The organism is Nonomuraea sp. NPDC005650 (assembly GCF_040605375.1).
Taxonomy (GTDB): Bacteria; Actinomycetota; Actinomycetes; order Streptosporangiales; family Streptosporangiaceae; genus Nonomuraea.
In genome coordinates this window covers 25,928-52,682 of sequence record NZ_JBEXCR010000071.1, presented here as the reverse complement: position 1 = coordinate 52,682, position 26,755 = coordinate 25,928, and the positions used below count along the sequence as shown (strand labels likewise).

31 protein-coding genes and 1 pseudogene are annotated in these 26,755 nt (G+C 69.2%); 20 read left to right on the top strand and 12 right to left on the bottom strand.

Going from position 1 to position 26,755, the window contains the following annotated elements; all coding sequences use genetic code 11:
* Nucleotides 1-55: 55 nt before the first annotated feature.
* Nucleotides 56-760, bottom strand: a complete 705-nt coding sequence (locus tag ABZS69_RS62250) for a phosphatase PAP2 family protein (RefSeq protein WP_355392964.1) — start codon at nt 758-760, stop codon at nt 56-58.
* A 246-nt stretch (nt 761-1,006) separates the two neighbouring features.
* On the opposite strand from ABZS69_RS62250, the gene ABZS69_RS62245 reads away from it, so the two are divergent.
* Nucleotides 1,007-1,630: a DJ-1/PfpI family protein gene (locus tag ABZS69_RS62245; RefSeq protein WP_355392961.1), complete on the top strand. Its 624-nt coding sequence runs from the start codon at nt 1,007-1,009 to the stop codon at nt 1,628-1,630.
* A gap of 480 nt (nt 1,631-2,110) precedes the next feature.
* On the opposite strand, the gene ABZS69_RS62240 is transcribed toward ABZS69_RS62245, so the two are convergent.
* Nucleotides 2,111-2,737 (bottom strand): hypothetical protein, encoded by a 627-nt coding sequence (locus ABZS69_RS62240; RefSeq protein ID WP_355392958.1) that lies wholly within the window; start codon nt 2,735-2,737, stop codon nt 2,111-2,113.
* Nucleotides 2,738-3,457: 720 nt separating this feature from the next.
* Between ABZS69_RS62240 and ABZS69_RS62235 the strand changes: the two genes are divergently transcribed.
* Entirely contained in the window at nt 3,458-3,829 is a 372-nt protein-coding gene (locus ABZS69_RS62235; RefSeq protein ID WP_355392955.1) for a hypothetical protein, read from the top strand.
* 145 nt (nt 3,830-3,974) lie between these two features.
* On the opposite strand, the gene ABZS69_RS62230 is transcribed toward ABZS69_RS62235, so the two are convergent.
* On the bottom strand, nt 3,975-5,420 hold the full coding sequence (locus ABZS69_RS62230; RefSeq protein WP_355392970.1) for a beta-N-acetylhexosaminidase: 1,446 nt from the start codon (nt 5,418-5,420) through the stop codon (nt 3,975-3,977).
* An 87-nt stretch (nt 5,421-5,507) separates the two neighbouring features.
* Here ABZS69_RS62230 and ABZS69_RS62225 point away from each other — a divergent pair, with 87 nt between their 5' ends.
* On the top strand, nt 5,508-6,593 hold the full coding sequence (locus tag ABZS69_RS62225; RefSeq protein ID WP_355392953.1) for an MBL fold metallo-hydrolase: 1,086 nt from the start codon (nt 5,508-5,510) through the stop codon (nt 6,591-6,593).
* Here ABZS69_RS62225 and ABZS69_RS62220 read toward each other — a convergent pair.
* Complete coding sequence (locus ABZS69_RS62220) at nt 6,569-7,108, bottom strand: hypothetical protein (RefSeq protein ID WP_355392950.1); 540 nt, start codon at nt 7,106-7,108, stop codon at nt 6,569-6,571. The genes ABZS69_RS62225 and ABZS69_RS62220 overlap by 25 nt on opposite strands.
* Nucleotides 7,109-7,125: 17 nt before the next feature.
* Between ABZS69_RS62220 and ABZS69_RS62215 the strand changes: the two are divergent.
* A pseudogene (locus ABZS69_RS62215) lies at nt 7,126-7,401 on the top strand (sigma factor); the annotation flags it as partial.
* 254 nt (nt 7,402-7,655) lie between these two features.
* Here the strand turns inward: ABZS69_RS62215 and ABZS69_RS62210 are convergent.
* Nucleotides 7,656-8,162: an NUDIX domain-containing protein gene (locus ABZS69_RS62210; protein ID WP_355392947.1), complete on the bottom strand. Its 507-nt coding sequence runs from the start codon at nt 8,160-8,162 to the stop codon at nt 7,656-7,658.
* Between the two features lie 82 nt (nt 8,163-8,244).
* Here ABZS69_RS62210 and ABZS69_RS62205 point away from each other — a divergent pair, with 82 nt between their 5' ends.
* From ABZS69_RS62205 to ABZS69_RS62195, 3 genes are all read left to right on the top strand, one after another.
* Nucleotides 8,245-8,724 (top strand): hypothetical protein, encoded by a 480-nt coding sequence (locus ABZS69_RS62205; protein ID WP_355392945.1) that lies wholly within the window; start codon nt 8,245-8,247, stop codon nt 8,722-8,724.
* An 11-nt stretch (nt 8,725-8,735) separates the two neighbouring features.
* Entirely contained in the window at nt 8,736-9,305 is a 570-nt protein-coding gene (locus tag ABZS69_RS62200; RefSeq protein WP_355392943.1) for a GNAT family N-acetyltransferase, read from the top strand.
* A gap of 79 nt (nt 9,306-9,384) precedes the next feature.
* On the top strand, nt 9,385-9,669 hold the full coding sequence (locus tag ABZS69_RS62195) for a hypothetical protein (RefSeq protein WP_355392940.1): 285 nt from the start codon (nt 9,385-9,387) through the stop codon (nt 9,667-9,669).
* 33 nt (nt 9,670-9,702) lie between these two features.
* On the opposite strand, the gene ABZS69_RS62190 is transcribed toward ABZS69_RS62195, so the two are convergent.
* The gene (locus ABZS69_RS62190; RefSeq protein WP_355392937.1) at nt 9,703-10,161 is read right to left on the bottom strand and encodes a hypothetical protein; all 459 of its coding nucleotides are present in this window, start codon (nt 10,159-10,161) and stop codon (nt 9,703-9,705) included.
* 59 nt (nt 10,162-10,220) lie between these two features.
* Between ABZS69_RS62190 and ABZS69_RS62185 the strand changes: the two genes are divergently transcribed.
* Nucleotides 10,221-10,643: a nuclear transport factor 2 family protein gene (locus ABZS69_RS62185; protein WP_355392934.1), complete on the top strand. Its 423-nt coding sequence runs from the start codon at nt 10,221-10,223 to the stop codon at nt 10,641-10,643.
* Nucleotides 10,644-10,646: 3 nt separating this feature from the next.
* Here the strand turns inward: ABZS69_RS62185 and ABZS69_RS62180 are convergent, their stop codons facing one another.
* Nucleotides 10,647-11,012 (bottom strand): hypothetical protein, encoded by a 366-nt coding sequence (locus tag ABZS69_RS62180; RefSeq protein ID WP_355392932.1) that lies wholly within the window; start codon nt 11,010-11,012, stop codon nt 10,647-10,649.
* 115 nt (nt 11,013-11,127) lie between these two features.
* Nucleotides 11,128-12,468: an MFS transporter gene (locus ABZS69_RS62175; RefSeq protein ID WP_355392967.1), complete on the bottom strand. Its 1,341-nt coding sequence runs from the start codon at nt 12,466-12,468 to the stop codon at nt 11,128-11,130.
* Nucleotides 12,469-12,586: 118 nt separating this feature from the next.
* Here ABZS69_RS62175 and ABZS69_RS62170 point away from each other — a divergent pair, with 118 nt between their 5' ends.
* Both ABZS69_RS62170 and ABZS69_RS62165 read left to right on the top strand, forming a co-directional pair.
* Nucleotides 12,587-13,996 (top strand): cytosine permease, encoded by a 1,410-nt coding sequence (locus ABZS69_RS62170; protein ID WP_355392929.1) that lies wholly within the window; start codon nt 12,587-12,589, stop codon nt 13,994-13,996.
* An 89-nt stretch (nt 13,997-14,085) separates the two neighbouring features.
* Nucleotides 14,086-14,496, top strand: coding sequence for a hypothetical protein (locus tag ABZS69_RS62165; protein ID WP_355392927.1), 411 nt, complete (start codon nt 14,086-14,088; stop codon nt 14,494-14,496).
* A gap of 10 nt (nt 14,497-14,506) precedes the next feature.
* On the opposite strand, the gene ABZS69_RS62160 is transcribed toward ABZS69_RS62165, so the two are convergent.
* A complete protein-coding gene (locus ABZS69_RS62160) occupies nt 14,507-16,306 on the bottom strand; it encodes an alkyl sulfatase dimerization domain-containing protein (protein WP_355392924.1) in 1,800 nt (599 codons plus the stop codon).
* Nucleotides 16,307-16,440: 134 nt separating this feature from the next.
* Here ABZS69_RS62160 and ABZS69_RS62155 point away from each other — a divergent pair, with 134 nt between their 5' ends.
* From ABZS69_RS62155 to ABZS69_RS62145, 3 genes are all read left to right on the top strand, one after another.
* Nucleotides 16,441-17,070: an HAD family phosphatase gene (locus tag ABZS69_RS62155; protein ID WP_355392921.1), complete on the top strand. Its 630-nt coding sequence runs from the start codon at nt 16,441-16,443 to the stop codon at nt 17,068-17,070.
* 58 nt (nt 17,071-17,128) lie between these two features.
* Entirely contained in the window at nt 17,129-18,067 is a 939-nt protein-coding gene (locus tag ABZS69_RS62150; protein WP_355392918.1) for a ribose-phosphate pyrophosphokinase, read from the top strand.
* 80 nt (nt 18,068-18,147) lie between these two features.
* On the top strand, nt 18,148-18,876 hold the full coding sequence (locus ABZS69_RS62145) for a nucleotidyltransferase domain-containing protein (RefSeq protein ID WP_355392915.1): 729 nt from the start codon (nt 18,148-18,150) through the stop codon (nt 18,874-18,876).
* Here ABZS69_RS62145 and ABZS69_RS62140 read toward each other — a convergent pair.
* The gene (locus tag ABZS69_RS62140) at nt 18,857-19,417 is read right to left on the bottom strand and encodes a helix-turn-helix domain-containing protein (protein WP_355392912.1); all 561 of its coding nucleotides are present in this window, start codon (nt 19,415-19,417) and stop codon (nt 18,857-18,859) included. The two genes, ABZS69_RS62145 and ABZS69_RS62140, sit on opposite strands and share 20 nt — an antisense overlap.
* Before the next feature lie 80 nt (nt 19,418-19,497).
* Between ABZS69_RS62140 and ABZS69_RS62135 the strand changes: the two genes are divergently transcribed.
* Genes ABZS69_RS62135 through ABZS69_RS62125 form a run of 3 tightly spaced genes read left to right on the top strand, consistent with a single transcriptional unit; the run spans nt 19,498 to nt 21,096 of the window.
* A complete protein-coding gene (locus ABZS69_RS62135) occupies nt 19,498-20,127 on the top strand; it encodes an NAD(P)H-dependent oxidoreductase (RefSeq protein ID WP_355392909.1) in 630 nt (209 codons plus the stop codon).
* Nucleotides 20,124-20,438, top strand: a complete 315-nt coding sequence (locus tag ABZS69_RS62130) for a multidrug efflux SMR transporter (RefSeq protein ID WP_355392906.1) — start codon at nt 20,124-20,126, stop codon at nt 20,436-20,438. Before ABZS69_RS62135 ends, ABZS69_RS62130 begins: the two co-directional genes overlap by 4 nt.
* Before the next feature lie 19 nt (nt 20,439-20,457).
* Nucleotides 20,458-21,096, top strand: coding sequence for a maleylpyruvate isomerase N-terminal domain-containing protein (locus ABZS69_RS62125; protein ID WP_355392903.1), 639 nt, complete (start codon nt 20,458-20,460; stop codon nt 21,094-21,096).
* Between the two features lie 63 nt (nt 21,097-21,159).
* On the opposite strand, the gene ABZS69_RS62120 is transcribed toward ABZS69_RS62125, so the two are convergent.
* Nucleotides 21,160-21,726 carry a TetR/AcrR family transcriptional regulator gene (locus ABZS69_RS62120; protein ID WP_355392900.1) on the bottom strand — a complete coding sequence of 189 codons (567 nt, stop codon included), beginning with the start codon at nt 21,724-21,726 and terminating at the stop codon, nt 21,160-21,162.
* A gap of 73 nt (nt 21,727-21,799) precedes the next feature.
* Between ABZS69_RS62120 and ABZS69_RS62115 the strand changes: the two genes are divergently transcribed.
* Together ABZS69_RS62115 and ABZS69_RS62110 are read left to right on the top strand one after the other, a co-directional pair.
* Nucleotides 21,800-22,978 carry an FAD-dependent monooxygenase gene (locus tag ABZS69_RS62115; RefSeq protein WP_355392897.1) on the top strand — a complete coding sequence of 393 codons (1,179 nt, stop codon included), beginning with the start codon at nt 21,800-21,802 and terminating at the stop codon, nt 22,976-22,978.
* Nucleotides 22,979-23,038: 60 nt separating this feature from the next.
* Nucleotides 23,039-23,863, top strand: coding sequence for an NmrA family NAD(P)-binding protein (locus tag ABZS69_RS62110; protein WP_355392894.1), 825 nt, complete (start codon nt 23,039-23,041; stop codon nt 23,861-23,863).
* Here the strand turns inward: ABZS69_RS62110 and ABZS69_RS62105 are convergent.
* The gene (locus tag ABZS69_RS62105; RefSeq protein WP_355392891.1) at nt 23,824-24,900 is read right to left on the bottom strand and encodes an alpha/beta hydrolase; all 1,077 of its coding nucleotides are present in this window, start codon (nt 24,898-24,900) and stop codon (nt 23,824-23,826) included. The genes ABZS69_RS62110 and ABZS69_RS62105 overlap by 40 nt on opposite strands.
* 109 nt (nt 24,901-25,009) lie before the next feature.
* Between ABZS69_RS62105 and ABZS69_RS62100 the strand changes: the two genes are divergently transcribed.
* Nucleotides 25,010-26,107, top strand: coding sequence for a histidine kinase (locus tag ABZS69_RS62100; protein ID WP_355392888.1), 1,098 nt, complete (start codon nt 25,010-25,012; stop codon nt 26,105-26,107).
* Nucleotides 26,104-26,751 carry a response regulator transcription factor gene (locus ABZS69_RS62095; RefSeq protein WP_355392885.1) on the top strand — a complete coding sequence of 216 codons (648 nt, stop codon included), beginning with the start codon at nt 26,104-26,106 and terminating at the stop codon, nt 26,749-26,751. The genes ABZS69_RS62100 and ABZS69_RS62095 overlap by 4 nt, the downstream gene beginning before the upstream one ends.
* Nucleotides 26,752-26,755 lie beyond the last annotated feature (4 nt).

Here is a 26,755-nt window from a genome sequence, read left to right as displayed (position 1 = left end):
GCCACGAGCGTAGGTCCTTGTGTCGTGCGAACTTTGGTCGGTTCAACACGGCAACCTACGCTCGTTTCCTTTTACACCGCAGCTCGGACGCGACCGCCATACCTAGCGGAAAGATCCACGGCAGCAGAGCCGATCGCGGATGGGATGCCCGCAGCGCGCACCACACGGCATATGCGCACCACAACGACCACCCCACGTGCATGCTGGGCATCGCCGAATACGAGTTCTTGCTGTTCTCCACCTCTCGTGAGGCATGGCTGCCCAGGATGTCGTGTTCGGCAATGATGTCGACGACGCCCGGTAGGGCGAACCGTGGGGGCGACATGGGCAGCGCCCAGAAAACGGGCAGCACGAGGACGACCATCGCGACGAGGGTTCGGCGGACCTTGATGTAGACGTCAGCGTGCCGGACGAAGACCCAAAGCAGTACACCGATGATCACGAGGTAGTACAGGCGGTAGTAGTACACCGCCGGCTGGATGAGGGCTGGATGCTCGGTCAGCCACCGGTTCGCCCTGAGCGCGATGTCCAGGTGGAGGGCCCGCTCTATGAATTGCAGGGCCAGAGCGTTGGCGGTGGCGGCTGCGACGTCCCTCCCGACGGCGGCATGGAGCCGCGAGAACAGCAGGATCACGAGCAGCAGACCGGCCACTTCGACGAGGGGCGCGGGGCGTCCACCCATCTTCCCGACCAATATGGCTGACCGGGCCCACGCGACCAAGCGCGATAACCGGTCGGCTGCCACCTCTCGCAGGCTCACGCGGGTCACACTAACTAACCTCATTTTCGGCATGGATCATGTCAGCCGAAAGAGTTCCCGGCTCCGGCTCCGGGGTGATCGCCACACGCGAGTCGGGGTTGGTCAGTGGCTTAGACCAGGCCGCCCGATATCGACCCGCCCGAAGGGGAAGAGCAGGCAGGCGGGGGTAAACGCAAGCGCCCGAATCTGGAACGACAGAGAATGCGCCGCCGTCGTAGCATGATCAAGCCAACCGGAGGAGTCCTCGTGCGCATCGCCATCCCGTTGTTCGATCGGTTCACGGCCCTTGACGCAGTTGGCCCGTACGAGGTGCTCAAATTTCTCCCTGGCGCAGAGATCGTGTTCGTCGCCGAGGAGCCTGGGCTTGTGCGCGATGTTCCCAAGTGGTTGGCCATCAGTGCCGACGCGGCGTTCGCCGATGTTGACTCCTGTGACGTGCTGCTCGTTCCAGGAGGTCCCGGCAGTCGAGGACTTCTCCAGAATGACGAGCTTCTCGGTTGGATCCGTCGGATGCACGAGAGGAATATCTGGACGACGTCTGTTTGTACGGGCTCGCTGCTGCTGGCTGCGGCCGGGCTGCTCAACGGGCTTTCCGCGACGACCCACTGGGGAGCGGTCGACGTCCTGGAGTCGTTCGGGGCCACCTATATACCCGAGAGAGTCGTGTTCCAAGGAAAGATCGTGACCGCTGCTGGGGTGTCTTCGGGCATTGATATGGCGCTCGCCTTGGCAGCGCGTATCGCTGATCAGACCACGGCCGAGGCGATCCAGCTCGCGATCGAGTACGACCCTCAGCCGCCATTTGACGCAGGTTCCCCGGCCAAAGCATCGCAGGCCGCCAAGGATCTTCTCGCCAGAGGAATCCGCTGATGTCCAAGCGATCATGACGGGGCGCGGTTACGCGCCTGGTAGGCAACATGATCAGCATTCGATTGGCCAATGCCTCGACAAGCCGGGATCCTGGCAGTTCCCAGGCTGACAACGCGGATTCGATTCCCGTCATCCGCTCCATCTGCCGAGACCCAGGCAGGGATGTGAATCCCGACCCGGGCCTTGATTGTGTCTGGACTTGTTCGATCTTCGCGGGCTATTTACGGGCCATCGGCTCATGATCACCCTGCAGGTACCAGGGCGCCGGCTGTGCCTTCGTCATCGTCGTCGCTTCATCCTTCAAGCTGCCGAGTCATGGCATTGCCGATGGACCGTCAGCTCTCCTGACTCTGTCCGGCACACGCGCCGGCCGGGAAGACACCGTTGAACTCTTTGAAGCCCGTCTCGTCGACTTCGCCGCCTCGAAGCGACCATGCTCGCCCACGCCTTCTACCAGGGCCTCACCATCCGCCTTAGGAGCTATCGGGAGCGGTGAGAGGAATGGGTGAGGCGGTCGTTAACCAAACGCTGGCGTTCCATCGAAAGACCGCGAGCAGTCATAGCCCTGTGCAGAAGATCTGCGTCGAAGCCCTGCGTCGCCATGTGGTCGATAAGAGGCTCGTATCGATCGGACCGGTCACGCAACAGTTCTGTGGCCAACCGCAGTTCCAGGCGCACCACAGGAACACGATACGAGCCACACGTGATCAGGACGTAGTGCTGCCACGGGCCACGGCCAATGCACTCCATCCCATCGGAGTCGGTCTCCTGCTCAACCGTGCTGATCTCTAAATGGACCCCGTTCACCTCGTACCTAGTGAAGTACTGCGAACTCTCGGGGATCCAAGATGCCGCGTACAGACAGGGAAAAGACGAGAGGGCGGCGGCGAACGTGTCCACGTCCTCACGCCGAGCCACCAAGAGGTCAACATCTCCGACAGGAAGATGAACGCCTTGCAGCAGAGCGGCACCTGTGCCGCCTACGCGGTACTTCGGGTCTGCTCCCATTACCCTCAGGGCGGTGAGGGTCGTCTCTAACGCCGACGTAACGTCCACCAGCCGCAGAGATGCCTCACCGGTTCCCATGACGATCAGCGTACCGATCACGAGCCTCCACGGTCAGGGCCCTTGTTATGGGGCCTCAGCGAGCCAGCGGGAGGTGCGAAGCCTGGTCTTTGATCTTGCTTGCCTGATGGTCGATCGGCTTGCCGCCCTCGGACGGTGTGCTGATCAAGGGCGGCTCTGCACACCGCCGCACGGCCCGAGCGCGGCCACCCGCACGCACGTGCGGCCTGGGGGCCGTCACGCGCGTGCGGCCGCAGGTCGAAGCATCGCTCGACGGCATCCTCGACAACTCTGTGATCGGCGACGAAGCTGACCCGTGGGTCTGCTCGAACGTTTGGGTTGTATGCGGCAGACTCGCAAATCATGACAGCGGATGATCAAGGTAATGATGGCCGAGGTCTGCACCACGAGGTCGCTGACCTGTGGGAAGTAGTGGCGACGGATCGGTGCGGCTCATCGCCAGACATCCGCTTGAAGCATAGGCTGGAGGCCTTCCAACCATGTCGCGTGAGTGGAAGATTGGGGCCGCCGGGAGCTGCTGCTTCCTGCGGCCCCGCTGAACATCAGCCCTTCGCTGCCACTGATTGCTCGAGATGCGGTCGGCCGGCTATTGGGTGGCGGCGGCGATTTGCCATGGGTCGGCGTCTGTTTCCCCCACGACTGCGCCCATGCCGTCTCGGCTTCGTGGCTCGGGCATGTCATCACGTTTCATCGGCTCGTGTATACGTGGCGGCCCCACCCAGGATGAAAGGTGCTTGCTACATGGAACCCATGGCGTACGAGAATGTGGTGGACGGGTTCGTGGCCGCGGTTCCGGAGTTCCGGCCGTTCCTGCGCGATCACATCGCCGCAAATGACGAGGTCCTGCCGCACGTGCTCTTTGGAGATCTCACAAGATTCGTCCTTGACGCTTATCAACAGGGACACCGGGACCTCGTGGGACGCTGCCTCGACTTCCTGGAGCAGGCCCTTCACTCCACGGACGCCCGGCTGTTCGAGTTGGTCGCGTTCTCCTTCGTCGAGAACGTCGGCCCGTGGGATTCGACTGTGGGGGATTTTGTCAGCACCTGGCCTCCACTCTTGAAGAAAGAGGCGGTTCGGCAGGCAGCGGAAGAGGGCGGAAAGGCACTCTGAAGTTGTGGCTCCGCCTGCGGGGCGCTCCCGCTCCGGATCCAGCCACTCGTACAGAGAGCGGGTCTGATCGTCCCGGCCGTAATTCCGATTCCCCGATGAGTGCCATCGTCCGGCATCATCCCCGAGTAGGACGACGATTCGCAGGTCAGGACATTCGCCAGGTGCGGCGGGGTTTGTGGTGCGGGCGGCCGGGGATGCCGGGGCGTTGTTGCCAGGGGTGAGGGCCGTTGGGTGGGCGGTAGGCGACGCCCAGCGCGTCCAGGCGGGCGTAGTGGGCCGCGTTCATTCGGCGTTCGAAGTCGGTGAAGTCGCGTTCGTCGGGAGCCGGCAGGTCCGACCAGGCCACTTCTGCGAATGCGACCAGTCGGGGAAAGGCCTGATAGTCCACTCGACCGCGATTTTCGGCGACTTCCGTCCACAGGTTGGCCTGGGTGCCGATGACGTGGGCCGCGTACGCCGTTCCCGCCAATCGGGGAGGTATGGGCTCGAAGCGGTAGACGTCCTCCAGCGTGTGCACCCATCCGAACGGGACCGGCTCCTCGGCATCGTGCGACTGGACGTGGTCGAGGTACACCTCCTGCTGCGGGCACATCACCACATCGTGCCCGGCCTCAGCGGCGGCGATGCCGCCCGTGTACCAGCGCCAGCACGCGACGGCGGCGCCCTCCGCCAGGCCGCCCTCCAGGATCTCGTCCCAGCCGATCAGGCGACGTCCGCGCTCGGTGAGCCAGCGGTTGAAATGGCGGATCAGCCAGGACTGGAGCTCGTCCTCGTCCTTGAGGCCCAACTCCCTGATCCGGACCTGCGCTGTGGGTGACTCGCGCCATTGGCCCTTGAGGCACTCGTCGCCGCCGAGGTGGATGAACAGGCTGGGGAAAACTTCCAGCACCTCTTCCAGGACACCCTCGTAGAAACGCAGTACGGCGTCGGTCGGGGCGAGGACATTGGGGCTCTTTCCCCATTCGGTCCACACCCCCAGCGCGGTGGTGTCGATGACGTCGGTGTTTCCCAGTTCGGGATAGGCGGCGATGGCCGCCTGCGAATGGCCGGGGATGTCGATCTCCGGGACGACCGTGATGTGCCGCTCCCCTGCGTACGCGACGATCTCGCGTAAGTCATCCTTGGTGTAGAACCCGCCGTGCGGCCGTTCCTCCCAGATCGCCGGCTCGCCCCAGCCCATGCGGGTACGCGGCCGCCAGGCGCCGACCTCGGTCAGCTTGGGATATCGCTCGATCTGGACGCGCCAGCCCTGGTCATCGGTGAGATGCAGGTGGAACACGTTGAGTTTGTGGGCCGCCAGCAAGTCGACATAACGCATTACGTCTTCCTTCGGCAGGAAATGGCGGGCGACGTCGAGCATGAATCCGCGCCAGGCGAATCGTGGCGCGTCGTGCACGGTCACGTACGGCACCGTGACCGGTTCCCGTGCGATGGGGGCGCGGCGAAAGGCGTCCAGGCCCTGGAGTTGCCGTAAGGTCTGACGTCCCCAAAAGACACCGGCCTCGTCGCCGCCGGCAATGTCGGCGCCGTCAGCCGAGACGGTCAGTCGATATGCCTCGGGTCGGAGCAACGGATCGACGCGCGTACGCACGACCCCTGTGAACGGGCCAGAGCTCCCGCCCCATTCGAGTCGGGCCGGTGCGGGGATCAAACTCGGTTCGATCGTCACCGGCCCATTGTGCGCTCGGCTGATGGCGGGAGGAAGGCGGAGCCGGTACGGCCGGGCGGAGATATCCGCTGGAAATTTCGCCGTCGGACCGCGAACCTATCCAGCAGCCGTCAAGACATCTGGAAGGCGCACCTGATGACACAGACCTCCCAACATCCGGACCTGCTGGTGAAGGGACATCCTTTCCGGCAGTGGAAGACGTGGCGGATTCCCGGCACCGTGTTCACCCTCACCGGATACTCCCGGGCGAACGACAAGACGTTCTTCCACATACCGGAGTTACGCTGTGCCCTGGACGCCGGGCTGTGCGAAGGGCGGCAGCCCGAGACGGTCTTCTTGACGCACACGCACCACGACCACTCCAAGGATCTCGACGACCTCGCCTCCAGAACCTCCGGGGCCGACATTTACCTGCCGGCCGAGGCGCTGCCCTATGTGGAGGCTTTCCTGCGCGCGTCCGCCGAGCTGAATCACGCGGCACCGTACGATCCGGCGCTGGCCCCGGCCTATCGTCTGCACGGCGTGCGGCAGGACGACGAGTTCACCTTCGGCTCCCGTGGCCATCATGTTCGCGTGGTGCGATGCGAGCACAAGGTGCCCTGCGTGGGTTACGCGTTCAGCGAGAGCGGCAAGGAACTGCTGCCCGAATTCCAGGACCTGCGGGACGCCTTCGTACGGGACGGGCGCGGTGAGGCGTTCGGCCGGATCGTGGCCCAGAAACGGCGAGAAGGCGTGGAGGTCGACCGGCAGGTGCGCCGTCCGCTTTTCGCCTTCCTCGGGGATACGCATGTGTCGGTGTTCGAGCGAAATCCCTGGCTGTTCACCTATCCGGTCATCATCACCGAGTGCACCTTTCTGCACGACAGCGAGCTGGCGCGCGCCGACCGGGTCGGGCACACGGTCTGGAGCCGGCTCAAACCGGTGGTCGAGGCGCACCCGGAGACGCTGTTCGTTCTGACGCACTTCAGCCTGCGGCATTCCGACGAGGAGGTGCTGGCCTTCTTTCAGCGGGAACGGCACGACAACGTCCTGGTGTGGGCACACGCGGAAAGCCACCTGCCTGAGCAGCATCAGTCCGGAGCCGGCGAGCTGTAGACCGCGACAGGATCTTCGGCCCAATCCGGATATCGGTGGTCGGGCGAGAACAACTCCTTGACCGGCGGCGGCGGGAAAGTGGCGCCCCTGTGCAGGTAGGAGTCGACGAAGCGTTGTGCCGCCGACAATGCCCGGGCCAGATCCGCCGGGGTGAGCATGCCGTCCAGCAGGGCTTCACCGGCCTCGTCCAGGTCCAGCGCCCGGTAAGTGGGGCCCATTCCCTCGACCACGAAATCCAGATAGCGGTCGTGCACGGTGAACAGGGGTGATCCGTCGTGTTCCGAGCGCTCGAAGGAGACGACGTCCACATACCATTCGTCACGCCAGCCGAAGGGTTCGTAGATCAGCTGCAGGTCCTCCTCGACCAGCCAGAAATACCGCCGCGGGCCCCGGTGCCGCCAGTACAGCTGGTCCGAGTACAGCACCGTGCCGCTCATCCGGGCCGGCACAGGACGATGCCCATAGATTCGCGTGCTCACCAGGGCCGCTCGGCCGTATTCGGTTGTCTCCTTCATCGGGATGATCCTGCCCTATGACTTCCGGACACCCACGGGCGCAAGCCCCACCGTCGCAGGACGACGCCGTGGTGATCGAGCGGTCCCGGGAGGAGCCCAAACGTTTCGACGCGCACTACACCGAGATCCACCGGTACGTCTCCCGCCGGCTCGGTCCGCACGCCGCCGACGACGTCTCCGCTGACACGTTCGTCCTCGCCTTCCGTCAGCGTCGCCGCTACGACACGAGCCACCGCAGCGCCCGCCCCTGGCTCTACGGCATCGCGACCAACCTGATCAGCCGGTACCGCCGCGACGAGGTGCGCGTCCTTCGTGCGATGGGCCGGCTGCATCCGGAGGCGGAACCGGCCCGGGGCCATGAGGACGAGGTGACGGCGAAGGTGAGCGCGCAAGGCGTCAAAGGCACCCTGGCCAGGGCCATCGCCTCCCTGCCCGCGGACCAGCGTGACGTGTTGCTGCTGGTGGCGCTCTCGGGGCTGAGCTACGACGCAGGACGCTGGACAACTGGCTGGTCGTGGGCTCGGGCTGGAACGACACCAGGCCCGCCCTACCCGACTGTGTCTTCGGATCCGTACGCGAAGTACTTCGTCACGATCCGGGTGTGCAGCGGGAACGCCAGCTCCTGCGGCCGGTCGATCAGCAGCCACTCCGTCGTCTCAGCCGTGGCGGTCACCGGCGGCAGGTCGGCCGAGCTCGTACGCGGCCCCAAAGCGAAGATCAGTACGGTGCCGTCGGGGGCGCTGAGCACGTCGAACAGCCGGACGTCGCCCGCCTCGACGGCGATGCCCGTCTCCTCCCGGAGCTCTCGGGCGGCCGCCCGCTGCCAGGACTCGCCCATGTCGATGAAGCCGCCGGGCAGGGCGAGACCGCCGCGGTGCGGTTCGATGTCGCGGCGGATCACCAGCAGGCTCTCGTCCACCGGCAGCACCATCACGGCGACGGGCAGCGGGTTGAGGTAGCTGGTGTTCCCGCAGGCGGTGCAGGTTCGCGGCCAGTCCTGGTCCGGGAGGTAGGGCGTGCCGCAGTAGGAGCAGTGCGAGTTCCTGGTTGCCACGATCATCAGGCTAACGCTGTGGATCAGCGGATGCGGGCGATGGGAAGATCGGAGCAGGATCCGGACCGGGACGTAGGAGTGGATGGTGCGCAGGAAGTCGCCGCAGGCCCCGCCACCCAGCGACGCCGAGACCGCCGAGCACATGCGGCGCCTGGCCGAGCTCTTCGCCGAGCACACCCGCCAGGACGGATACGCCTTCGACTGGGACCCGGCGTTCATGCACCATCTCGACAACTACTGCACCGAGTTCGCCGCTTCGAAGCCCGCTCCTGAGGCCGTCCACAGCGTGATCATGGGTGCGGGGGCGTATCTGGGGGAAATGATCGTCCGGCACTGCGGCTGGGCGTGGGTCTACTGCACGAACGAGAACGCCGCCGCCGTGGAGAGCCCTGAAGGACTTCGGGGCTATCCGCACAACAAGGTCGCCAAGCGGATCCACGACGGGGCCGAGCATGATCTTGAGTCGTTCTTCAAGTACGCCGTGACCGGAGAGGCGCCACGGGGGACGACTGCCCGGGTCGTCAAGCCTTCGTGGTGGCAACGACTGAGGTCGAAATCCTGACAGACTGACCCATGCGCTTCAGAACGGGCACACCGCGCGACGCCGACCTCATCGCGGCGTTGCACACCGAGAGCTGGCAGACCGCGTACGCCGGGATCATGCCCGCCTCCTATCTCGACGGCCCGCTCCTGGAGGACCGCAGGGCGCTCTGGGCCGCCCGGCTCGCGTCCGGCGGGCCAGGCGGCGACGGGCCGGGCGGCGATGGGCCGGGCGGCGATGGGAACGCCTCCTACCTGCTGCTCGCCGAGCAGGACGACGCGCTCCAAGGTTTCACCTACCTGATCACGCAGCCCGACGACCGGATCCTGCTCGACAACCTCCACGTACGCCCCACCCGCAAGCGCTCCGGCATCGGAAGCCTGCTCATGCGCCGCGCCTTCGGCTGGGCGGCCGCTCGCCATCCCGGCAAGGCGGTCTACTTGGAGGTGCTCAGGGACAACGCCCCGGCCATCGCCTTCTACGAGCGATGCGGCGGCAGCGCCACCCGGGATTTCTGGGAGCGCGTTCCTGGAGGCGTAGAGCTGCCCGTGATCGAGTACGCCTGGGCGCCGGAAGGCGTCGGCGCGCTGGCCGACCGGTAGGTGCCCCTCGGTGGCGACCGGTCACCGCGGCATGGCATGATCCATCGCGGTCGCATCCCACCCGAAGGGGGCCGTCCTCATGAATGCCAAAGCGCTGGCGTTCGTCGCCTTCCTCCTGATCGGCTCCGGCGTTCTCACCGGCCTTCTTCCGGTCACCTCGGATGGGGACGAGTGCGGGTCGGCATTCGTCGAGCGTACGCGCGACGAGCTCCTTTCCGACGGGGAGCCGAAAGCCGCGACGGGCGGATGTGACGACGTTCGAAACCTCGTGAGAATCCCGGCGATCGTGCTCATGGCGGCCGGCGGTGCCACGCTGTGCGGTGCGGTTCTCACCCGCTGGCGGATCACCCTGACGCGAGGCTGACCCGGCACGTCCCAGCAGCGCCCATGAACCCGATCACGCCGAGCCCCCGCTTTCAAAGGCGGCGAGCACGCGGGCGGTCGGGTCCGGTGCGTTCTCGTCTCTGAGGCGGTCGGTGAGCAGGAAGCCCGTCAGTTCGAACCCGGCGTCGTGCTCCTCCTCGCTCAGGAAGAAGACCCCGCCGGCGGCGTCCGGGTCCCAGCCACGCGCCAGGGCATGGTCGACGACCTTCCGCACGTCCCCCGGCGTCGGGTAGGAGCCGTCGCTCGCGCAGCCCCACGGCAGGACCGCCGTCGACAGCAGGTCCGCCTGGAGCACGCGGCTGTTCTTCCCGGCACCCCAGACCCGCAGGCGGACGCACCTGTGGCAGTCGCGCCCGCCGGACACGTGGTGGAGCTCGCCCTTCCACACGAACTCCCGCCCGCCCGCATGAAGCTTCCGCAGCCTCGTCCGGATGGTGATCACCCCCGCGTCGAAGCCTAGCCAACCCGGCACCGGTGATGCGGTCCGATTTCCGCCAGTCCGAGGTCCGGCGCCTCCCTACGATCTTGGGGATGACACAGGACAACCGGGACATCGTCATCAGCGCATGGCGGAGCTTCGCCGCTCACGACGCCGAGCGGATCGCGGCCTTCTTCACCGAGGATGCCGAGTGGCTGGCCCCCGAGGGCAACGCGACCGCCGTCGCGCTCGACGGCCCGAGCCACATGATCGGCAGGAAGGCGATCGCCCGGTTCATCGCCGACGACTTCCCCCGGCTCTTCGTACGAGATGTCGCCGTCGAGTTCCGCGGCGTCTACGCGGCGGGCGATCGCGTGATCGTGGAGGAGACGATGAGCGCGACCCTGGCGAACGGGAACGCCTACGTCAACGACTACTGCTTGATCTTCGAGCTGAAGGACGGGCTGATCCACCGTGTCCGCGAGTACATGGACACCGCACGCGGACACCGCATGGTGTTCGGTACGGCCGGGTGACGGTCACCCTTCGAACCGGATCGTCGCCCCGCCGTCGGTGATCGACAACACGCGGAAGTTGAGGGTGCGCTTGTTCCCGGAGCGGAACTCTCCCCTGGCGCCCTCCCCGAGTGACGAGGTCAGGCCCGGGGCCCGCACGACGACCATGTCCTGGTTGAAGATGCCGCCCATGTACTCCTTGGAGACGCGCACGCTGGTGAACCCGTACGCGCTGGAGACGCGGAAGCTCACGGCCCTCGTGAACGTGAACTTACACTTCCCGTCGTAGCAGGCCCGCAGGTTCGGTTTGGCCGCGGCGGCGGCCGGGGCCGCGGCCAGGACCGGCGGTGCGACCATGGCGCAGGCGAGGGTCAGGGCGGTGATGGCCATCCGAGGGTGCATGGTCTCCCTTTCGTCGGCTGCCACGGCCAACACGTGGAGTTCGGCCGCGGAGGGGTGAGACCTTTCTACAGGCCATCCGCCGGGAGGGGTCCCGGAACGAGCGTCAACGCGTACGGGCGAGATCGTACGCTGCGGCCGACAGGGCGATGACGACGAACAACATGATCACCATGAGGCCGTGGCGGAACGCGGTCGCCCAGCCCTCCCCGAGCGAGCCGAAGAACGTGGAGCCGGCCGTCGCGATGCCGATCGCCGAGCCCAGCCGCTGGCCCGTCTGCAGGACCCCCGCGGCGCTCCCGCCGCCCGCGGGCGGGACCTCCGACAGCGTGATGGCCTGGTTGGGCGAGATGACCAGGCCGCTGCCGACGCCCGCGACCAGCAGGGGCAGGGCGGTGGCCAGGCCGACACCGGGCCCCGGCACCAGTACGGTGGCGGCCATCGTCGCCGACAGGCCGACGATCACCGTGATCAGGCCGATGGCCACCACGCGGCGCCCCGCGCGGGACACCAGCCGCCCTCCCACCACGCTGGCCGAGGCCGAGCCGAGGGCGAACGGCGTGATCGACAGGCCCGCCAGCAGGGCGGTGTAGTGGAGCCCGCTCTGCAGGTACATGGTGAAGATGAAGAAGATGCCGGTGAATCCGGCGAAGTAGAACAGCGCTATGCCCGTCCCGAGGCGATATGAGCGTTTCCTGAACAGCGCCAGGTTCACGAGGGGCTCCCGCCAGTAGAACCGCTCCCACGTCACGAACCCCGCCAGGACCAGCAGCGAGGCGGGGATGAGGAGCCATTTGGCGTTCCCCTCCCATTGGTGGCGCTGGATGAAGGGGAGCAGCAGGCCCGCCACCCCCACGCCCAGCAGGAGGACGCCCACCGGATCCATGCTCTCCCGCCGCCGCGGCGCGTCCTGCCGCGGGGCCGGCAGGACGCGCCAGGCCAGGGGCAGCAGCACCAGCCCGATCGGCACGTTCACCAGGAACACCCACCGCCACCCCAGCTCGGGCCCGGACAGGGTGACCAGGGCGCCGCCGATCAGCGGCCCGGCGGCCGTGGAGACGCCGATGGCGGCGCCCAGCGCGCCGAACGCCCGGCCCCGCTCCCGCCGCTGGAACATCTGCTGGATCAGCCCCGAGACCTGCGGGTTCACCGCTCCGGCCGCCATGCCCTGCACGAGCCTGGCCGTGATCAGCACCGTCATGTTCCAGGCGAGGCCGCACGCCGCGCTGGAGAGCGTGAACAGCGCCACACCCCACATGAACAGCGTCCTGCGGCTTCTGGCGTCCCCCATGCGCCCGGCCGGGATCAGCAGGAGGCCGAACGTCAGCGCGTAGCCGGAGACCGTCCACTGCAGGCCGTCCTCCGTCGCGTGCAGGCCGGCGCGGATCGACGGCAGCGCCACGTTGACGATGCTCACGTCCAGGCCGGTCATGAACGCCGCGACCAGGCAAACGGCCAGGGCGTGCCGCCGCCTGCCGAACCCGGTCTCCGCGCTCGTCGTGCCCAGATTCTCACCGCCCTCCTTAGGGTTCTCTTACCGGGCAGAGGGCGAGTAACGTCCGATCATGGACACGATGGCCGTCGAGCAGAACGGCATCAACGCGGTCCCCGAGGCCGAGCGGCGCGGCCGGCCGGGGGATCTCTTCTGGCCGTGGGCGGGCTCCAACCTCTCCCTGTTCGGGGTCGCCTTCGGCGTCTACATGGTCGGTCTCGGCCTGGGCGTGATCCCCGCGATCGTCACCGGGGCGGTCGGGTACGCGCTGTCGTTCCTGCTGGTGGGCCTGGTCGCGGTCGCGGGCACGCGGTCGGGCGTGCCGACGATGACGCTGGGCCGGGCGCCGTTCGGCTACCAGGGGAACAAACTGCCCGCTGTCCTCTCGTACGTCTCAAATGTCGGCTGGGAGATCGTACTCGTCACGCTCTCCGCGCAGAGCGGCGCCGCGATCCTCGCGCGGCTCGCGCCCGGCATCCCCGCCACCACGGCCACCGCCGGGTGCTTCGCCGTCGCGGCCGTCGTGGTGATCGCGGTCGGCGTGTACGGCCACGCCATGATCATGGCGGTCCAGCGGTACCTGACGTACGCGTTCGTCGTGCTGACGGTCGTCTACATGGCCCTCATGCTGCCGAAGCTCGGCGGATCGCTGACGAGCACAGGGGGTCCCGGCGAATGGGTCGGCGGGGTCGTCTTCGCCATGACGCTGCTGGGCCTGGGCTGGGTCAACTGCGGCGCGGACTACTCCCGCTACCTGCCCGCGAACTCCCGCCCCAGATCGGTGGCGCTGTGGACGACGCTGGGGGGCGCGGTCCCGCCGATGGTGCTGCTCGTGTTCGGCGTGCTGCTGGCGGGCGGCGATCCGAAGCTGGCCGAGGCGGCCGGCGGCGACCCGGTGGGCGCGCTGGCCGGGGCGCTGCCGACGTGGTTCCTGCTGCCGTACCTGCTGACCGCCATCGGCGGCTTCCTGGCCGGCGCGATCATGGACATCTACTCGTCCGGGCTGTCGATGCTGGCGCTCGGCGTCCCGGTCAGGCGGCACTACGCGGTGCTGATCGACGGCGTGCTCATGGTGCTCGGCGGCTACTACCTGCTGTTCGTGTCCGGCAGCTTCCTCGGCACCTTCCAGGCGTTCCTGGCGATCATCGGGGTGGTGATGGCGGCCTGGGTGGCGATCTTCCTGGTGGACATGTGGCGGCTGCGCGCGGGCGGCAGGTCCTACGACGAGCGGCTGCTGCGGCCGGGCGCGCCCGCGCTCAACTGGGCCGGCCTGGTGTCGCTGGTCGTGGCGTCGGCCGTGGGGCTCGGGCTGATCACGTCGGCCGACCCGAACATCGCCAGGATCGTCGGCTTCCTGATGAGCGACGAGATGAGGGCGGGCACGTTCGCGGGGGCGAACATCGGCGTGGTGATCGCCCTCGTGCTGGCCGGGCTGCTGTACTTCCTGATCACCGTCTTCACCCGGCGGCGCAGCGGGACGTGACGCCGCCGAGGTCCTGGGGTTACTCTTGGTGAGTAATGATGGACATTCCGTCGCGGTTGCTGCGGTGGGCTGTGCATGTCACGGCCTGCGTGCTTCTCGTGCTCGCAGTGGTGACCTCGCTGCGCGAGGGCCAGGCGGCCGTGGCCGCCGGAGGTCTGCTGCTCGGCCTCGCCCATGCCGCCGGCCTGGTGGTGTCCGGCGGCCGGCGGGGCGTGTGGCTCGGGGTCGTGACGGCCGGGTGGGTGGTGCTGGCCGTGGCGGCGCCGCCGTACGTGTGGCTGGCCTTTCCACTGCTGTTCGCGTACCTGGACGTGCTGCCGCTGTGGGGGGCGATGTTCGGGGTGACGGTGCTGACCTCGGCGGCGATCCTGGCGGCGGCGTGGCACGCCGGCGAGCTGACCCTGCCGCTGGTGGTCGGGCCGGGCATCGGGGCCGCGGTGGTGACGCTGCTGGCGCTGGCCGGCAAGGCGCTGAGCCGCGAGGTCGAACGGCCGGAGTGAAGGGCCCCGGTCAGGCCGTCACGATGGCGAAGTCGGGCACCGGCCGGTCAAGCACGGCGACCAGCCGCTGCAGCGCCCCCGTGTCCCCCTCGCGCTCCACGCCCCCGACGCCCTTGCCCGCCAGCAGCCCCACGAGCTGGTCCTTCGTCAGCCGGAGCGTCAGGTCGGCGCTCTCGTCCGCGGGCTCCCGCTGCTGGATGAGCGCCCCGTTCGAGAGCGTCGTACGGTAGTGCTCCCCCAGGTCGGTCAGGTGCCAGTCGATCGAGAGCCGCTCGTGCCAGGCACGCGGCCCGTCCACGCGGATCGCGAGCGAGTCGAAGATCTGCTCCACGGACAGCGCGCCGAGCAGGTCGAGCGAGGTGGAGTCCACGGTGGCGGGCACGATGCCCTCTGACAGCTCCAGGGCGCCCATGAGGTAGAAGTTGCGCCACACGGCGTTCTCTGCGCCGTGGCCGAGCCGGGTGTAGACCTCGGCGAGCAGGTCGCGGGCCTCCTTGTTGCCCTCGTCGGCGAAGACCGCGTGGTTGAGCAGCTGGGCGGCGAAGCGCAGGTCGTTCTCGCCGATGTAGCGCCTGGCGAACGCGACCACGGCCGAGCCGCCGCCCAGGCAGTCGACGTACCGGACGGCGCTCTCCCGCGGCGGGTGCTCCCACAGATGCGCCGGGTTCCCGTCGAACCACCCCAGGTAGCGCTGGTAGACGGCCTTGACGTTGTGGCTGACCGAGCCGTAGTAGCCGTGCGTGTGCCAGGCCAGCTCCAGCTCGGGCGGCATGTGCATGACCTCGGCGATCTCGGGTCCTGTCAGGCCCTTGTTGAGCAGCCGCAGCGTCTGGTCGTGCAGGTACGCGTACATGTCCCGCTGCTGCTCCAGGAACCGTACGATGCCGTCGCGGCCCCAGGTGGGCCAGTGGTGCGAGGCGAACGCGACGTCGGCCCGGTCGGCGAACAGCGTGACGGCCTCGTCCAGGTAGCGCGCCCAGGCGCGGGCGTCGCGGACCATCGCGCCGCGCAGGGTGAGGATGTTGTGCTGGTTGTGCGTGGCGTTCTCGGCCAGGCACAGGGCGCGGCGGTCGGGGAAGAGGAAGTTCATCTCGGCGGGGGCCTCGGCGCCGGGCGTGAGCTGGAAGACCATCCGGACCCCGTCGACGGTCTCCTCCTGGCCGGTACGGGTGACGTCCACCGTGGGCGGGATGAGTGACACGGTGCCCGTCGAGTTGGTCATGCCCAGACCGCAGCCGATCTGGCCCTCGGGCGAGCGGGGCAGGGCGGGGCCGTACATGTAGACGGCCCGGCGGGTCATGGCGGGGCCCGCGTAGACGTTCTCCGACACCGCGTGCTCCATGAACCCCTCCGGGGCCAAGATCGGCACGCCGCCCCCGGTGACGCCGCGTACGCCGCCGAAGTGGTCGATGTGCGAGTGCGTGTAGACCACGCCGGTGACCGGGCGGTGGCCGCGGTGCTCGCGGTAGAGCCGCAGCGCGGCGGCGGCGCACTCCGTGGAGATCAGCGGGTCGATCACGAGGACGCCGCGCTCGCCCTCGACCAGGGTCATGTTCGACAGGTCCAGGCCGCGTACCTGGTAGACCCCCTCGGCGACCTCGTACAGACCCTGCCTGGCGCACAGCTGGCCCTGGCGCCAGAGGCTGGGGTGGGCCGTCGCCGGGCACTCCCCCTGCAGGAAGTCATAGGAGTCGTTGTCCCAGATGACCCGGCCGTCCACCGTTGGGATCACTGCCGGACTCAGCTTCGCGATGAACCCGCGGTCCGCGTCGGCAAAGTCGTCCTTGTCATGAAATGGAAGGTCTGCCATGTCTAGCCGAGTGCCCGGGAATCACACCCACATAGCTCAACAAACACCCCTAATAGCATGAATCTAGGGCAATAAGGACAGACCTGGCTCGGGTTCGTGAGGCCGTGTGGTTGGCTGGTCGGGTGGAAGCGTGCGTGTTCGACCTCGATGGCGTGCTGGTGGACTCCGAGCCCGTGTGGGAGGAGGTGCGCCGGGCGTTCGTCGCCGAGCACGGCGGCACCTGGCAGCCCGACACGCAGTCCAGGCTCATGGGCATGAGCACCGGGGAGTGGGCCGCGTACCTGCACTCGCTCGGGGTGTCGATGACTCCCGACGAGATCGCGCGGGGCGTGGTGGACCAGATGGCCGCCCGCTACCGCGACGAGGTGCCGCTGATGCCGGGGGCGGTCGAGACCGTGCGGCGGCTGTCCGACGCCCTCACGCTCGGACTGGCCAGCTCGTCGCCGCGCAGGTTGATCGACGTGGTGCTGGACGCGGCCGAGCTCAAGGAGTGCTTCGCGGCCACGGTCTCGACCGAGGAGGTCGCCCGCGGCAAGCCGGCGCCCGACGGCTACCTGGAGGCCGCCCGGCGGATCGGGGCGGATCCGCGCAAGTGCGTGGCGGTGGAGGATTCGAGCAACGGGCTGCGGTCGGCGCACGCGGCGGGCATGCGCGTGATCGCCGTGCCGCACCCGCGTTATCCGCCCGCTCCCGACGCGCTGGCGCTGGCCTGGCGCGTCCTGCCCGATCTCGACGAGCTGACCCCTGATCTGCTGCTTGTTTGAGCACAGCACCGGGTCGCTCTCGTGAACGCCGAGGTCGGGTGGCTATGCTTACGGAATCGTGCGAGACATCACGGTTTTCTCTGGTAGTGCCCATCCTGAGCTGGCGGAAGAGATCTGCAAGCACCTGGGCACGCCACTCCACCCGGTGCGCATCGAGCGCTTCGCCAACGACGTCCTCGAAGTGCAGCTCCAGGCCAACTGCCGTGAGCGCGACGTGTTCCTCATCCAGCCGCTCGTGCCACCCGTACAGGAGCATCTGGTCGAGCTGCTGCTGATGCTGGACGCGGCGCGGGGCGCGTCCGCGGCGCGGACCACGGTCGTTCTCCCGCATTACGCCTACGCCAGGTCGGACAAAAAGGACGCCCCGCGCATCTCGATCGGCGCGCGGCTGGTCGCCGACCTGATGGTGGCCGCGGGCGCCAGCCGGGTGCTGGCGATGACGCTGCACTCGCCGCAGGTGCACGGCTTCTTCAGCGTCCCCGTCGACCACCTGCACGCACTGCGCGAGCTGGCCGCGCACTTCCGCCAGTACGACCTGTCCAACACGGTCGTCGTCTCCCCCGACCTCGGCAACGCCAAGGAGGCCGCCCACTTCGCCCGCCTGCTCGGCACCGGGGTCGCCATGGGCGCCAAGCAGCGCTTCAGCGACGACCGCGTGGTGATCAGCTCCGTGATCGGCGACGTCGGGGGCAAGGACGTGATCATCCTGGACGACGAGATCGCCAAGGGCAGCACGGTCATCGAGCTGCTCGACCGGCTGCGCGAGCGCGGGGCACGCTCGGTGCGGGTGGCCTGCACGCACGGGCTGTTCGCGGGCGGGGCGGTGGAGCGCCTGAGCGCGCTGCCGGAGGTCATGGAGATCGTCTGCACCAACACCGTGCCGTCGCCCAAGCCCAGCGACAAGCTCACGGTGCTGTCGATCGCGCCCGCGCTGGCCGAGGCCATGCGCCGCATCCACGACGGGGAGTCGGTGAGCGCGCTGTTCAACGCGTCGTGAGGGCCTGACCGGAGCCGCGGGGACCCGCTGTGATCTGCGCGGCTTTCCCACTCGACCCTTTATCGATCATAGTTGCCAGTATGCACGCGGGGACCGAACGACTGCTGAGCGACTTTCTCCGGGGGGTCGAACCGGCCGTGCCCTTGGTCGCGTTATGGGCGCACGGTTCGCTGGCCACCGATGACTACCAGCCTGGGCGCAGCGACCTCGACCTGATCGCGATCGTCGACACACCGGTGACGATGGAGCAGTGGCGCCGGATCAAGGCCGCCCACCGGGCGCTCGACGGGCCGCTGACCGCCCAGCTGCACTGCTCGTACATGGCCAGACAAGAGCTGGCCGACCCCTCGATCGAGCACGTGACCTGGGCGCATGAGCGCATCTTCCGCCGCCCCGTCACCGCGGTCACCCGCCGCGAGCTGCACGAGGGCGCCGTGGAGCTGTACGGGCCGCCGCCCGCCGGGCTGCTGCCGCCGGTGTCGGACGCGGAGCTGGCCGGCTTCGTCCGCGGTGACCTGCGCGACTACTGGCTCGGCAAGACGCGGGCCCGGCGGCGCTGGCTGCGCGACATCTGGGTGGACCTGGGCCTGCTCACGGTCGCCCGCGCCACGGTCACGCTCAGGGAAGGGCGGATGATCACCAAGCGGGAGGCCCTCGACGTGCTCGCCGAGCTGGGGGCCCCGGAGAACGTGGTGGCCGACATCCGGGCCCGCCGCTACGGCACGGAGCGGCCGGTGCTGAGCCAGTTCAGGAGGGGGAGGCTGGCCCGCGCGTTCGTCAGGTCCGCCATCAGGAAGGCCCTGACCTGAGGGTCGCCGTGAGCTTGGCCAGCGCCTGCGTGATCTCCTCCGGGGTCAGGCCGAGCGCCGAGCGCTGGTAGCCGTACACCTCGGGGGCCAGGGGCGCGAGCAGGACGTCCACCAGGGCGTCGGGGTCCGGGGTGCGGGCGGCGACCAGGAGCGCGCGCACGTGCGCCCGCCAGAAGCCGTACGCGCCCGTCTCGAAGCGCGAGCGGCCCACTTCCGAGCCGAGGACCAGGTGCCGGTGGTCCTCCAGCAGGCGCACCATCGCGGCGTAGAAGGCGGCCAGCCGCTCGCCGGGCGGCGCTCCCGGGCCGAGCGGCGGGTCGCCGCGCAGCAGCCGCTCCTGTAGCGCCCGCTCGTGCTCGTCGAGGAGCGCGACCGCGATCGACGCCCGGTCGGGGTAGCGGCGGTAGAGCGTGCCCCGGCCCACCCCGGCCTTCTTGGCGATGTCCTCCATCGTCACGTCCTGCGGGGGCCGCTCCGCGAAGAGCTGGGCGGCCGCCTCCAGGATCCGCGCGCGGTTCCGCGCGGCGTCGGCTCTCTCCATGCCTCCGATTGTATCTGGACGCATCGTCCGGTTATATTGAAGTGGACAGCGTGTCCGCTTAACCCGTTCAAGGAGAGATCATGTTGCTGCATCTGGACGCGAGCGCGCGCCGGGCGTCGTCGTTCTCGCGCAGGCTGTCCGCCGTGTACGCCGACACGTGGCGGGCCGCGCATCCCGATCGCCGGTACGCCTACCGGGACCTGGCCGCGCAGCCGGTGCCGCACATCGGCGAGGCGTGGACCGAGCTCTGCGACCACATCCTCGAACACGAGATAACCGACATTTCGCGATATCGGGAGGCGGTGCGGACGCCCGCCCAGCGGCAGGCGTGGGCCGTCGTGGAGCCGCTGCTCGACGAGGTGGTGGCGGCGGAGGTGATCCTGATCGGCACGCCGATGTACAACTACTCGATCCCCTCGTCGTTGAAAGCCTGGCTCGACCAGATCACGTTCCCGAAGATGTCGCTCGAAGGCCGCTCGTTCGTGGTGACGGGCGCGCGGGGCGGCGCGTACGGGCCGGGCACGCCCCGCGAGCCCTACGACCACCAGGAGCGCTACCTGCGCGACTTCTTCAAGGGGCACTTCAGGGTCGAGGACGTGACGTTCATCCACGCGGAGCTGGTCAACGCGCGGCTCGACCCGGCCCTGGCGCACCTGCGCGACAGGCACGAGGAGTCCCTGGCCGCGGCGCTCAAGGAGGCGGCCCGGTGAACTGGCTCGTCCTGCTCCTCGCCGGCCTCGTCGAAGTGGCCTGGTCGCAGAGCATCAAACCGACGCAGAACTTCACCCGCCCCGTGCCCACGCTCGTGTCCCTCGTCCTGATGGCCGCCGCCGTCTGGCTGCTCTCCCAGGCGATGAACACGCTCCCCGTCGGCACCGCGTACGCCGTCTTCACCGGCATCGGCGCGGTCGGCGCGATCACCCTGGGCATCGCGGTCAGCGGCGACCCCGTCTCGCCCGGCAGGCTGGCGGCGCTCGCCCTGATTGTCGGAGGGATAGTCTTGGCCCGGATTACCACCTAAACCAGGGAAAGGGCGGCAAATGGGGGAAATCAGGCAGTCCTATCTGGTGGCCGCGGCGTCGGCGGTGTCGCTGCTCGGCCACCCCGCCGTGGCGGCCGCCTGGGACAAGCCGAGCGCCTTGACCGAGTTCAGCGTCGCGGGGCTGGCGGGACACCTGGCCCACCAGCTCGTCAGGGTCCGCGACGTGCTCACGCCGGACGGGGAGGCCGGTGAGCCGGTCGAGCTCCTGGAGCACTTTTCGAGGTCGCCGTGGGTGCAGGCGGGGCTCGACCACGAGAGCAACGTGAGCGTCCGGCGCGGCGGCCAGGCCGCCGCCGCGGACGGGCCCGCGGCGCTGGTGGACCGGACGGAGGCGCTGCTCGACCTGCTGACCGCCGCCCTGCCCGCCGAGCCCGGCGACCGGGTCGTGCACCTGCCGTGGGCGGGCTGGTCGCTGCGGCTCGACGACTTCCTGCTCACGCGGCTGATGGAGCTGGTCGTGCACTCGGACGACCTGGCGGCGAGCGTGGGCCTGGACACGCCGGAGCTGCCGTCCTCGATCATCGACCCCGTCGTCGAACTGCTGGCCCGGCTTGCCGTGCACCGGCACGGGGCCACGGCGGTCATCCGCACGCTGAGCCGCGCCGAACGCGCCCCGGCCACCATCAGCGCCTTCTGACCCGCAGTCGCCGGGCGTGCGGCGGGCCGTCGGCCGGCGCATGGGGCGTAGGGACGGGCGGGGTCAGGAGGCGAAGGAGCGCAGGGCCGTGACGACCTCGCGGCCCGACAGCGCGCTGTCCGGGTCGAGGAGCCACTGCGACAGGAACCCCGTCAGCAACGCCTGATAGAGCGTCCCCACCAGCCGCTCCCGCTCCGGATCGCCCCCCAGCTCCACCCCCTCGAACAGCTCGGCCAGCCCCAGCCGCGCCTCCGCCGTGGCACCCACCAGTTGCTCGCGCACCTCCGGCAGATGGTCAATCTGCCCCAGCAACTCGAACTGCGTCAGCCACAGCGGCCGGAGGCGGGTGAACGACTCCACCACCCGGTCCCAGGCCGCCTCGAACCGCTCCAGCGGCGTCGCGTCCGGCTTGACGTCGGTCGACAGGGTCGCCGCCAGGTCGTCCCCCCACTCCCGCATCGCCTCGAAGAGCGCCTCGTTCATCAGCGCCTCCTTCGACTTGAAGTGGTAGCCGATGCCCGCCAGGCTCACCCCGGACGCGTTGGTAATGTCGCGCGCCGTCGTACGCGAGTAACCCTTCTCGATCAAGCACCGCTTGGCCCCGGCCAGCAGATCTTCCCTGTTTCCCATGCCCACAGCCTAGCACAAGTGTCTGGAAAATCTGTCCTAGACAAGCGTCTGAGACATGTGTACCGTCAGGGCCATGACGAAGAGCATCCTCATCTCGGGCGCAAGCATCGCCGGCACCTCCACCGCGTACTGGCTCAGGCGGCACGGCTTCGACGTGACCGTGGTCGAGCGGTCCCCCGCGATCCGCGAGGGCGGCTACAAGGTCGACATCCGGGGCGCGGCACTCCAGGTCGTCGAGCGCATGGGCCTCATGGCGGCGGTTCGCGAGGCGAGCACGGACATGCGGATCGCCACCCACTACGACGCCAGGGGCAGGAAGGTCGCGAGCATGGACGCCGACCTGTTCGGCGGGCGCACGGGCGACGACGCCGAGATCATGCGCGGCGACCTCAACGAGCTCCTGTACGACCTCACCCGCCACGACGTCGAGTACGTCTTCGGCGACTCCATCACGGGCATCGCGGAGGACGGCACGGTGACGTTCGAGCGCTCGGCGCCCCGCAGGTTCGACCTGGTCGTCGGGGCCGACGGCGCGCACTCCAACACCAGGAGGATCGCCTTCGGCGAGGAGTCCCGATACGCCCGCGACCTCGGCTACTACATCTCCATCTGCACCGTCCCCAACACGCTGGGCCTGGACCGCGAGGAGGCCGTGCACGTGACCGCCGGCCGGACCGCGAACGTCTACAGCACCCGCCGGGGCACCGGCGCCAAGGCCCTGTTCATGTGGTCGTCCGAGCCGCTGGCCTACGACCACCGCGACGTCGAGGGCCAGAAGGACCTGCTGGTGAAGGCCATGGCGGGCGTCGGCTGGGAGGTGCCCGAGCTGTTGGAGTCCGTACGCGACGCCGAGGACTTCTACTTCGACTCGGTCAGCCAGATCCACATGAACCGCTGGTCCGAGGGGCGCGTCGTACTGGTGGGCGACGCGGCGTACTGTGCCTCGCCGGCCTCGGGACAGGGCACGAGCCTGGCGCTCGTGGGCGCGTACGTGCTGGCGGGCGAGCTGGCGAAGGGCGGCGGGACGGAGGGCTACGAGCGCGAGATGCGCGGGTACGTCGAGGCCAACCAGGCGCTCGGCCCGGCCAACGTCAAGGGCATGGTGATCGGCTCGGCCGCGGCCGTCTGGTTCCAGACCCGGATGATCAGGCTGCTCCCGCACCTGCCCGGCCGCGACCGGATGATCGAGAGGATCACCGGCCCGATCCACCGCGCCGCGAACGCCATCACGCTCAAGAACTATATGGAATAAAGCGTTCCGTTCTGCTAGTCTAAGAGCAGAACGTTCCGTTCCAAAGAAAAGGGGTTCGCCATGACCATCCTCGTCACCGGAGCCACCGGGACCGTCGGCCGTCTCGTCGTCGACGAGCTCCTCGCGGCCGGGCAGCACGTACGCGCCCTGACCAGGAACCCCGCCAAGGCCGGACTCCCCGAGGGCGTCGAGGTCGTCGCCGGAGACCTCGCCCGGCCCGACTCGCTGAAGGACGCCTTCGAGGGCGTCACCGCCGCGCACTTCATCAACTTCGCGGGCGACGACTACGCGCCCCTGCCGGACGGCGCCGCGATCGCGGAGCTGGCCGTCCAGGCGGGCGTGCGGCGGGTCACCGTGCTGGGCGGCCGCGAGGACGGCCCTCTTGAGCAGGCGCTGGCCGCGACCGACCTGGAGTGGACGCTGCTCCACCCGGTCGAGTTCATGTCCAACACACTGCGCTGGTGGGCGCACACGGTGAAGACCGAAGGCGTCATCAAGGAGCCGTTCGGCGACCGGCTGAGCGCCCTCGTGCACGAGCGCGACATCGCCGCCGTGGCCGCGACGGTGCTGGTCCAGGGCGGCCACGGCGGCAGGACGTACGTGCTGACGGGCCCCGAGGCGATCACGCTCAGGCAGAAGGTCGAGATCCTGGCGGCGTCGATCGGCCGCGACGTCGCGTACGTGGAGCTGACCGTGGACGAGGCGCGCGCCAAGTGGGCCGCCGACGGCATGGGCGAGCAGACCATCGAGTTCCTGGTCCAGGCGCTGGGGAGCACCCCGGAGGTCGGCTACACGGTGGTCCCGACCGTGCGCGAGGTCACCGGACGGGACGCGCGCGGCTTCGCTCAGTGGGCCTCGGAGAACGCCGACGCCTTCCGGGCGTGATCGGTGACCTCGGGATAGTCCTCCACCGGGGTCCGCCTGCCGAGCAGGTGCAGGTCAAGGAAGCCGACCAGGTGAGCGCGGGTGATCCGCAGAGCCCGCGCACCGTCCAGCTCCTGCGCGGGCAGACCGAGCGCCGGCCTGAGCACGGCGTAGTCGACGAAGGCCGAGTGGTCGGTCCCCGCCACCGTGATCCAGCGCTTCCAGCCCTTCAGGTTGACCCAGGCCTTGTCCCACGAGCCGTAGCCGGGCGCGTGGGCCGGCGCCCCGACCAGCATGAACGGCCGGTCGAGCGGCTCGTCCAGCTCGAACGTGCCGTCCAGGTTGACGCCGGCCTTGATCCGGGTGTCGGCGAGCATGGTCCGGGCGGCGGCGTACCCGCCCATGGAGTGGCCGACCATGGCGATCCGCGACCGGTCGACCACCTTGCCCCACCGGCCCTTGAGCAGGTCGCCGAGCACGAACCGCACATCCTCGACCCGGCTCGCGGCCACCTTGCCGTTGTCCTGGCCCTTCACGCAGGCCAGGCAGGTGGTGGTCCGGCCGTCGGGGAACGTGGTCGCGACCGACTCGTACGTGTGCTCCACCGCCGCCACCAGGTATCCCCTGCTGGCCAGCTCCTCGGCCAGTGAGGTCAGGGTGGCGCGCGGGAAGGAGAAGCCCGGCGACATGACGACCAGGGGCAGCCTGCCCCCTCTGACGGGGGCGTCGAGCCTGGCGTACGTCCTGGTCCTGGTGAGCGCGTCCGGGGAGACGTCAGGGAAGCCCTTGAGGATGGCGGCCGACTCCTGGGGCGTTACGTACGGCGCGGGCCGCCCTGCGGCCTTCTCGGCCGGGTACCAGAGCGAGACCATCAGCTCCCGCCGGGCCGCCTCAGGGTTCCAGGGGTCGGGGCGGCTCGCATCCACCAGGTGCAGGCTGGTCGTGCCGACGGGCCGCGGCCCGGTCGGCTTCGGAAGGGCGAGATCGGCCGCCTGCGCCGGAGCGGCTCCGGCGCAGGCGGCCAGGGACATCACGACTGTCACAAGGGTTTTACGCATGGGCCCAGGCTGGTGCCGGAGGCCGCCGCCGGGGACGCCCCGATCGTCGGTCGGCTCTTACTACTTTCGGCTTAATATCCCTTTCCGGTCGGCCCATACGCTGTGAGGCATGCGGTTCGTGCTGCTCGGCGCAGGTGTGTTCGGGGCCTCGCTGCTCGTGGTGATGGGGGAGGCCGGGGTGCCGTCGACCCTGCCCTTCCCGGTGCTCGTCGCGGTCGCCGCGGTCGCGGGCCTGGCCGCCTGGCGGGCTCGGCGGTCCTGGTGGCCGCTGGCCGCGGTGGGCGCCGTCGGCTACGTGTGGCTGGTGATGTGGCCGCCGCTGCTGGTGGCCTGCTACTACGCGGGCCTGACCCTGAGCAGGTGGCGCCTGGCCGCGTACGTCGGCGGCTGCGCGGTCGTGTGCGGGGTCGCCGCGCTCATGGGCACGCGGCGGAGCGGCCCGTACGAGCTGATGATCGCGACCACGGGCAACGCCCTGGCCCTGGCGGTCACCGTGATCGCGCTGCCGCTGGCGCTCGGCCTCCTGGTGCGCGCCCGCCTGGACGCCGCCAGGGAGCGCGCCGAACGCCTCGAACACGAGCAGGTCATGCGGGCCGAGCAGGCCAGGGCGCAGGAGCGGGCCAGGATCGCCAGGGAGATGCACGACGTGGTGGCGCACCGGGTCTCGCTCATCGTGCTGCACGCGGGGGCGCTGGAGCTGCGGGCGCCCGACGAGGAGACGGAGCGGGCCGCCACCCTGATCGGCGGGATCGGGCGCGAGGCGCTGGCCAACCTGCGCGACGTGCTGGGCGTCCTGCGCACACCCGGGAACTCCGCGCTCGTGCCGCCGCCCGCCCTGGGGGACCTCGACCGGCTGCTCGACCAGTCCCGTGCCCTGGGCATCACGGTGACCAGGCACGACGAGGGCGAGGCGAGACCGGTCGAGCAGGCCGTGGAGCGGACCGCGTACCGGGTGGTCCAGGAGGCGCTGACCAACGTGCACAAGCACGCGGGCGACGCCGCCACGGACGTGCTCATCCGCTACCGGACCGAGGAGCTGGAGGTGGAGGTGCGCAACGAGAAACCCGAAAGGCCGCCCCAGGAACTGGCCGGTTCGGGCTGGGGTCTGGTGGGGCTGCGGGAGCGGGTGGAGCTGCTCGGCGGCACGCTCCGTACGAGCGCGCAGGACGGCGGCGGTTTCCTCGTGAGCGCCAGGATCCCGGCATGATCAGGGTGCTGGTCGTGGACGACGAGGAGCTCGTCCGTTCGGGGCTGAGGCTGATCCTGGAGGCGGCGGGCGACATCGCGATCGCCGGCGAGGCCCGCGACGGCGCCGAGGCCCTGTCCGCCGTGCGGCGGCTGCGGCCGGAGGTCGTGCTGATGGACGTCCGCATGCCGGGCATGGACGGACTGACCGCCGCCGCGCGGCTCCTGGCCGAGCCGGACGCACCCAAACTGATCATGCTGACCACGTTCGACCTCGACGAGTACGTGCACGAGGCGCTGCGCCTGGGCGCGGTCGGGTTCCTGCTCAAGGACACCCCGCCGAGAGAGCTGGCCGCCGCCGTCCGCACGGTCGCCGGCGGCCAGGCCATGCTCTCGCCCTCGGTCACCAAGCGCCTGATCGCCTCGTACGCGAACCGCGCCCCCTCCCGCGCCGAGGTGGCCCGCAGGCAGCTCGCCCAGCTCACCAGGCGGGAGGAGGACGTGATCAGGGCGCTCGCCCGCGGCCTGTCCAACGCCGAGATCGGCCGCCAGCTACGCCTGACCGAGGCGACGGTGAAGGCGCACGTCAGCCGAGTGCTGGCCAAGCTGGGCCTGGCCAACCGGGTCCAGGCCGCCATCCTGGTCCACGACGCCGACCTGGGCTAGACCT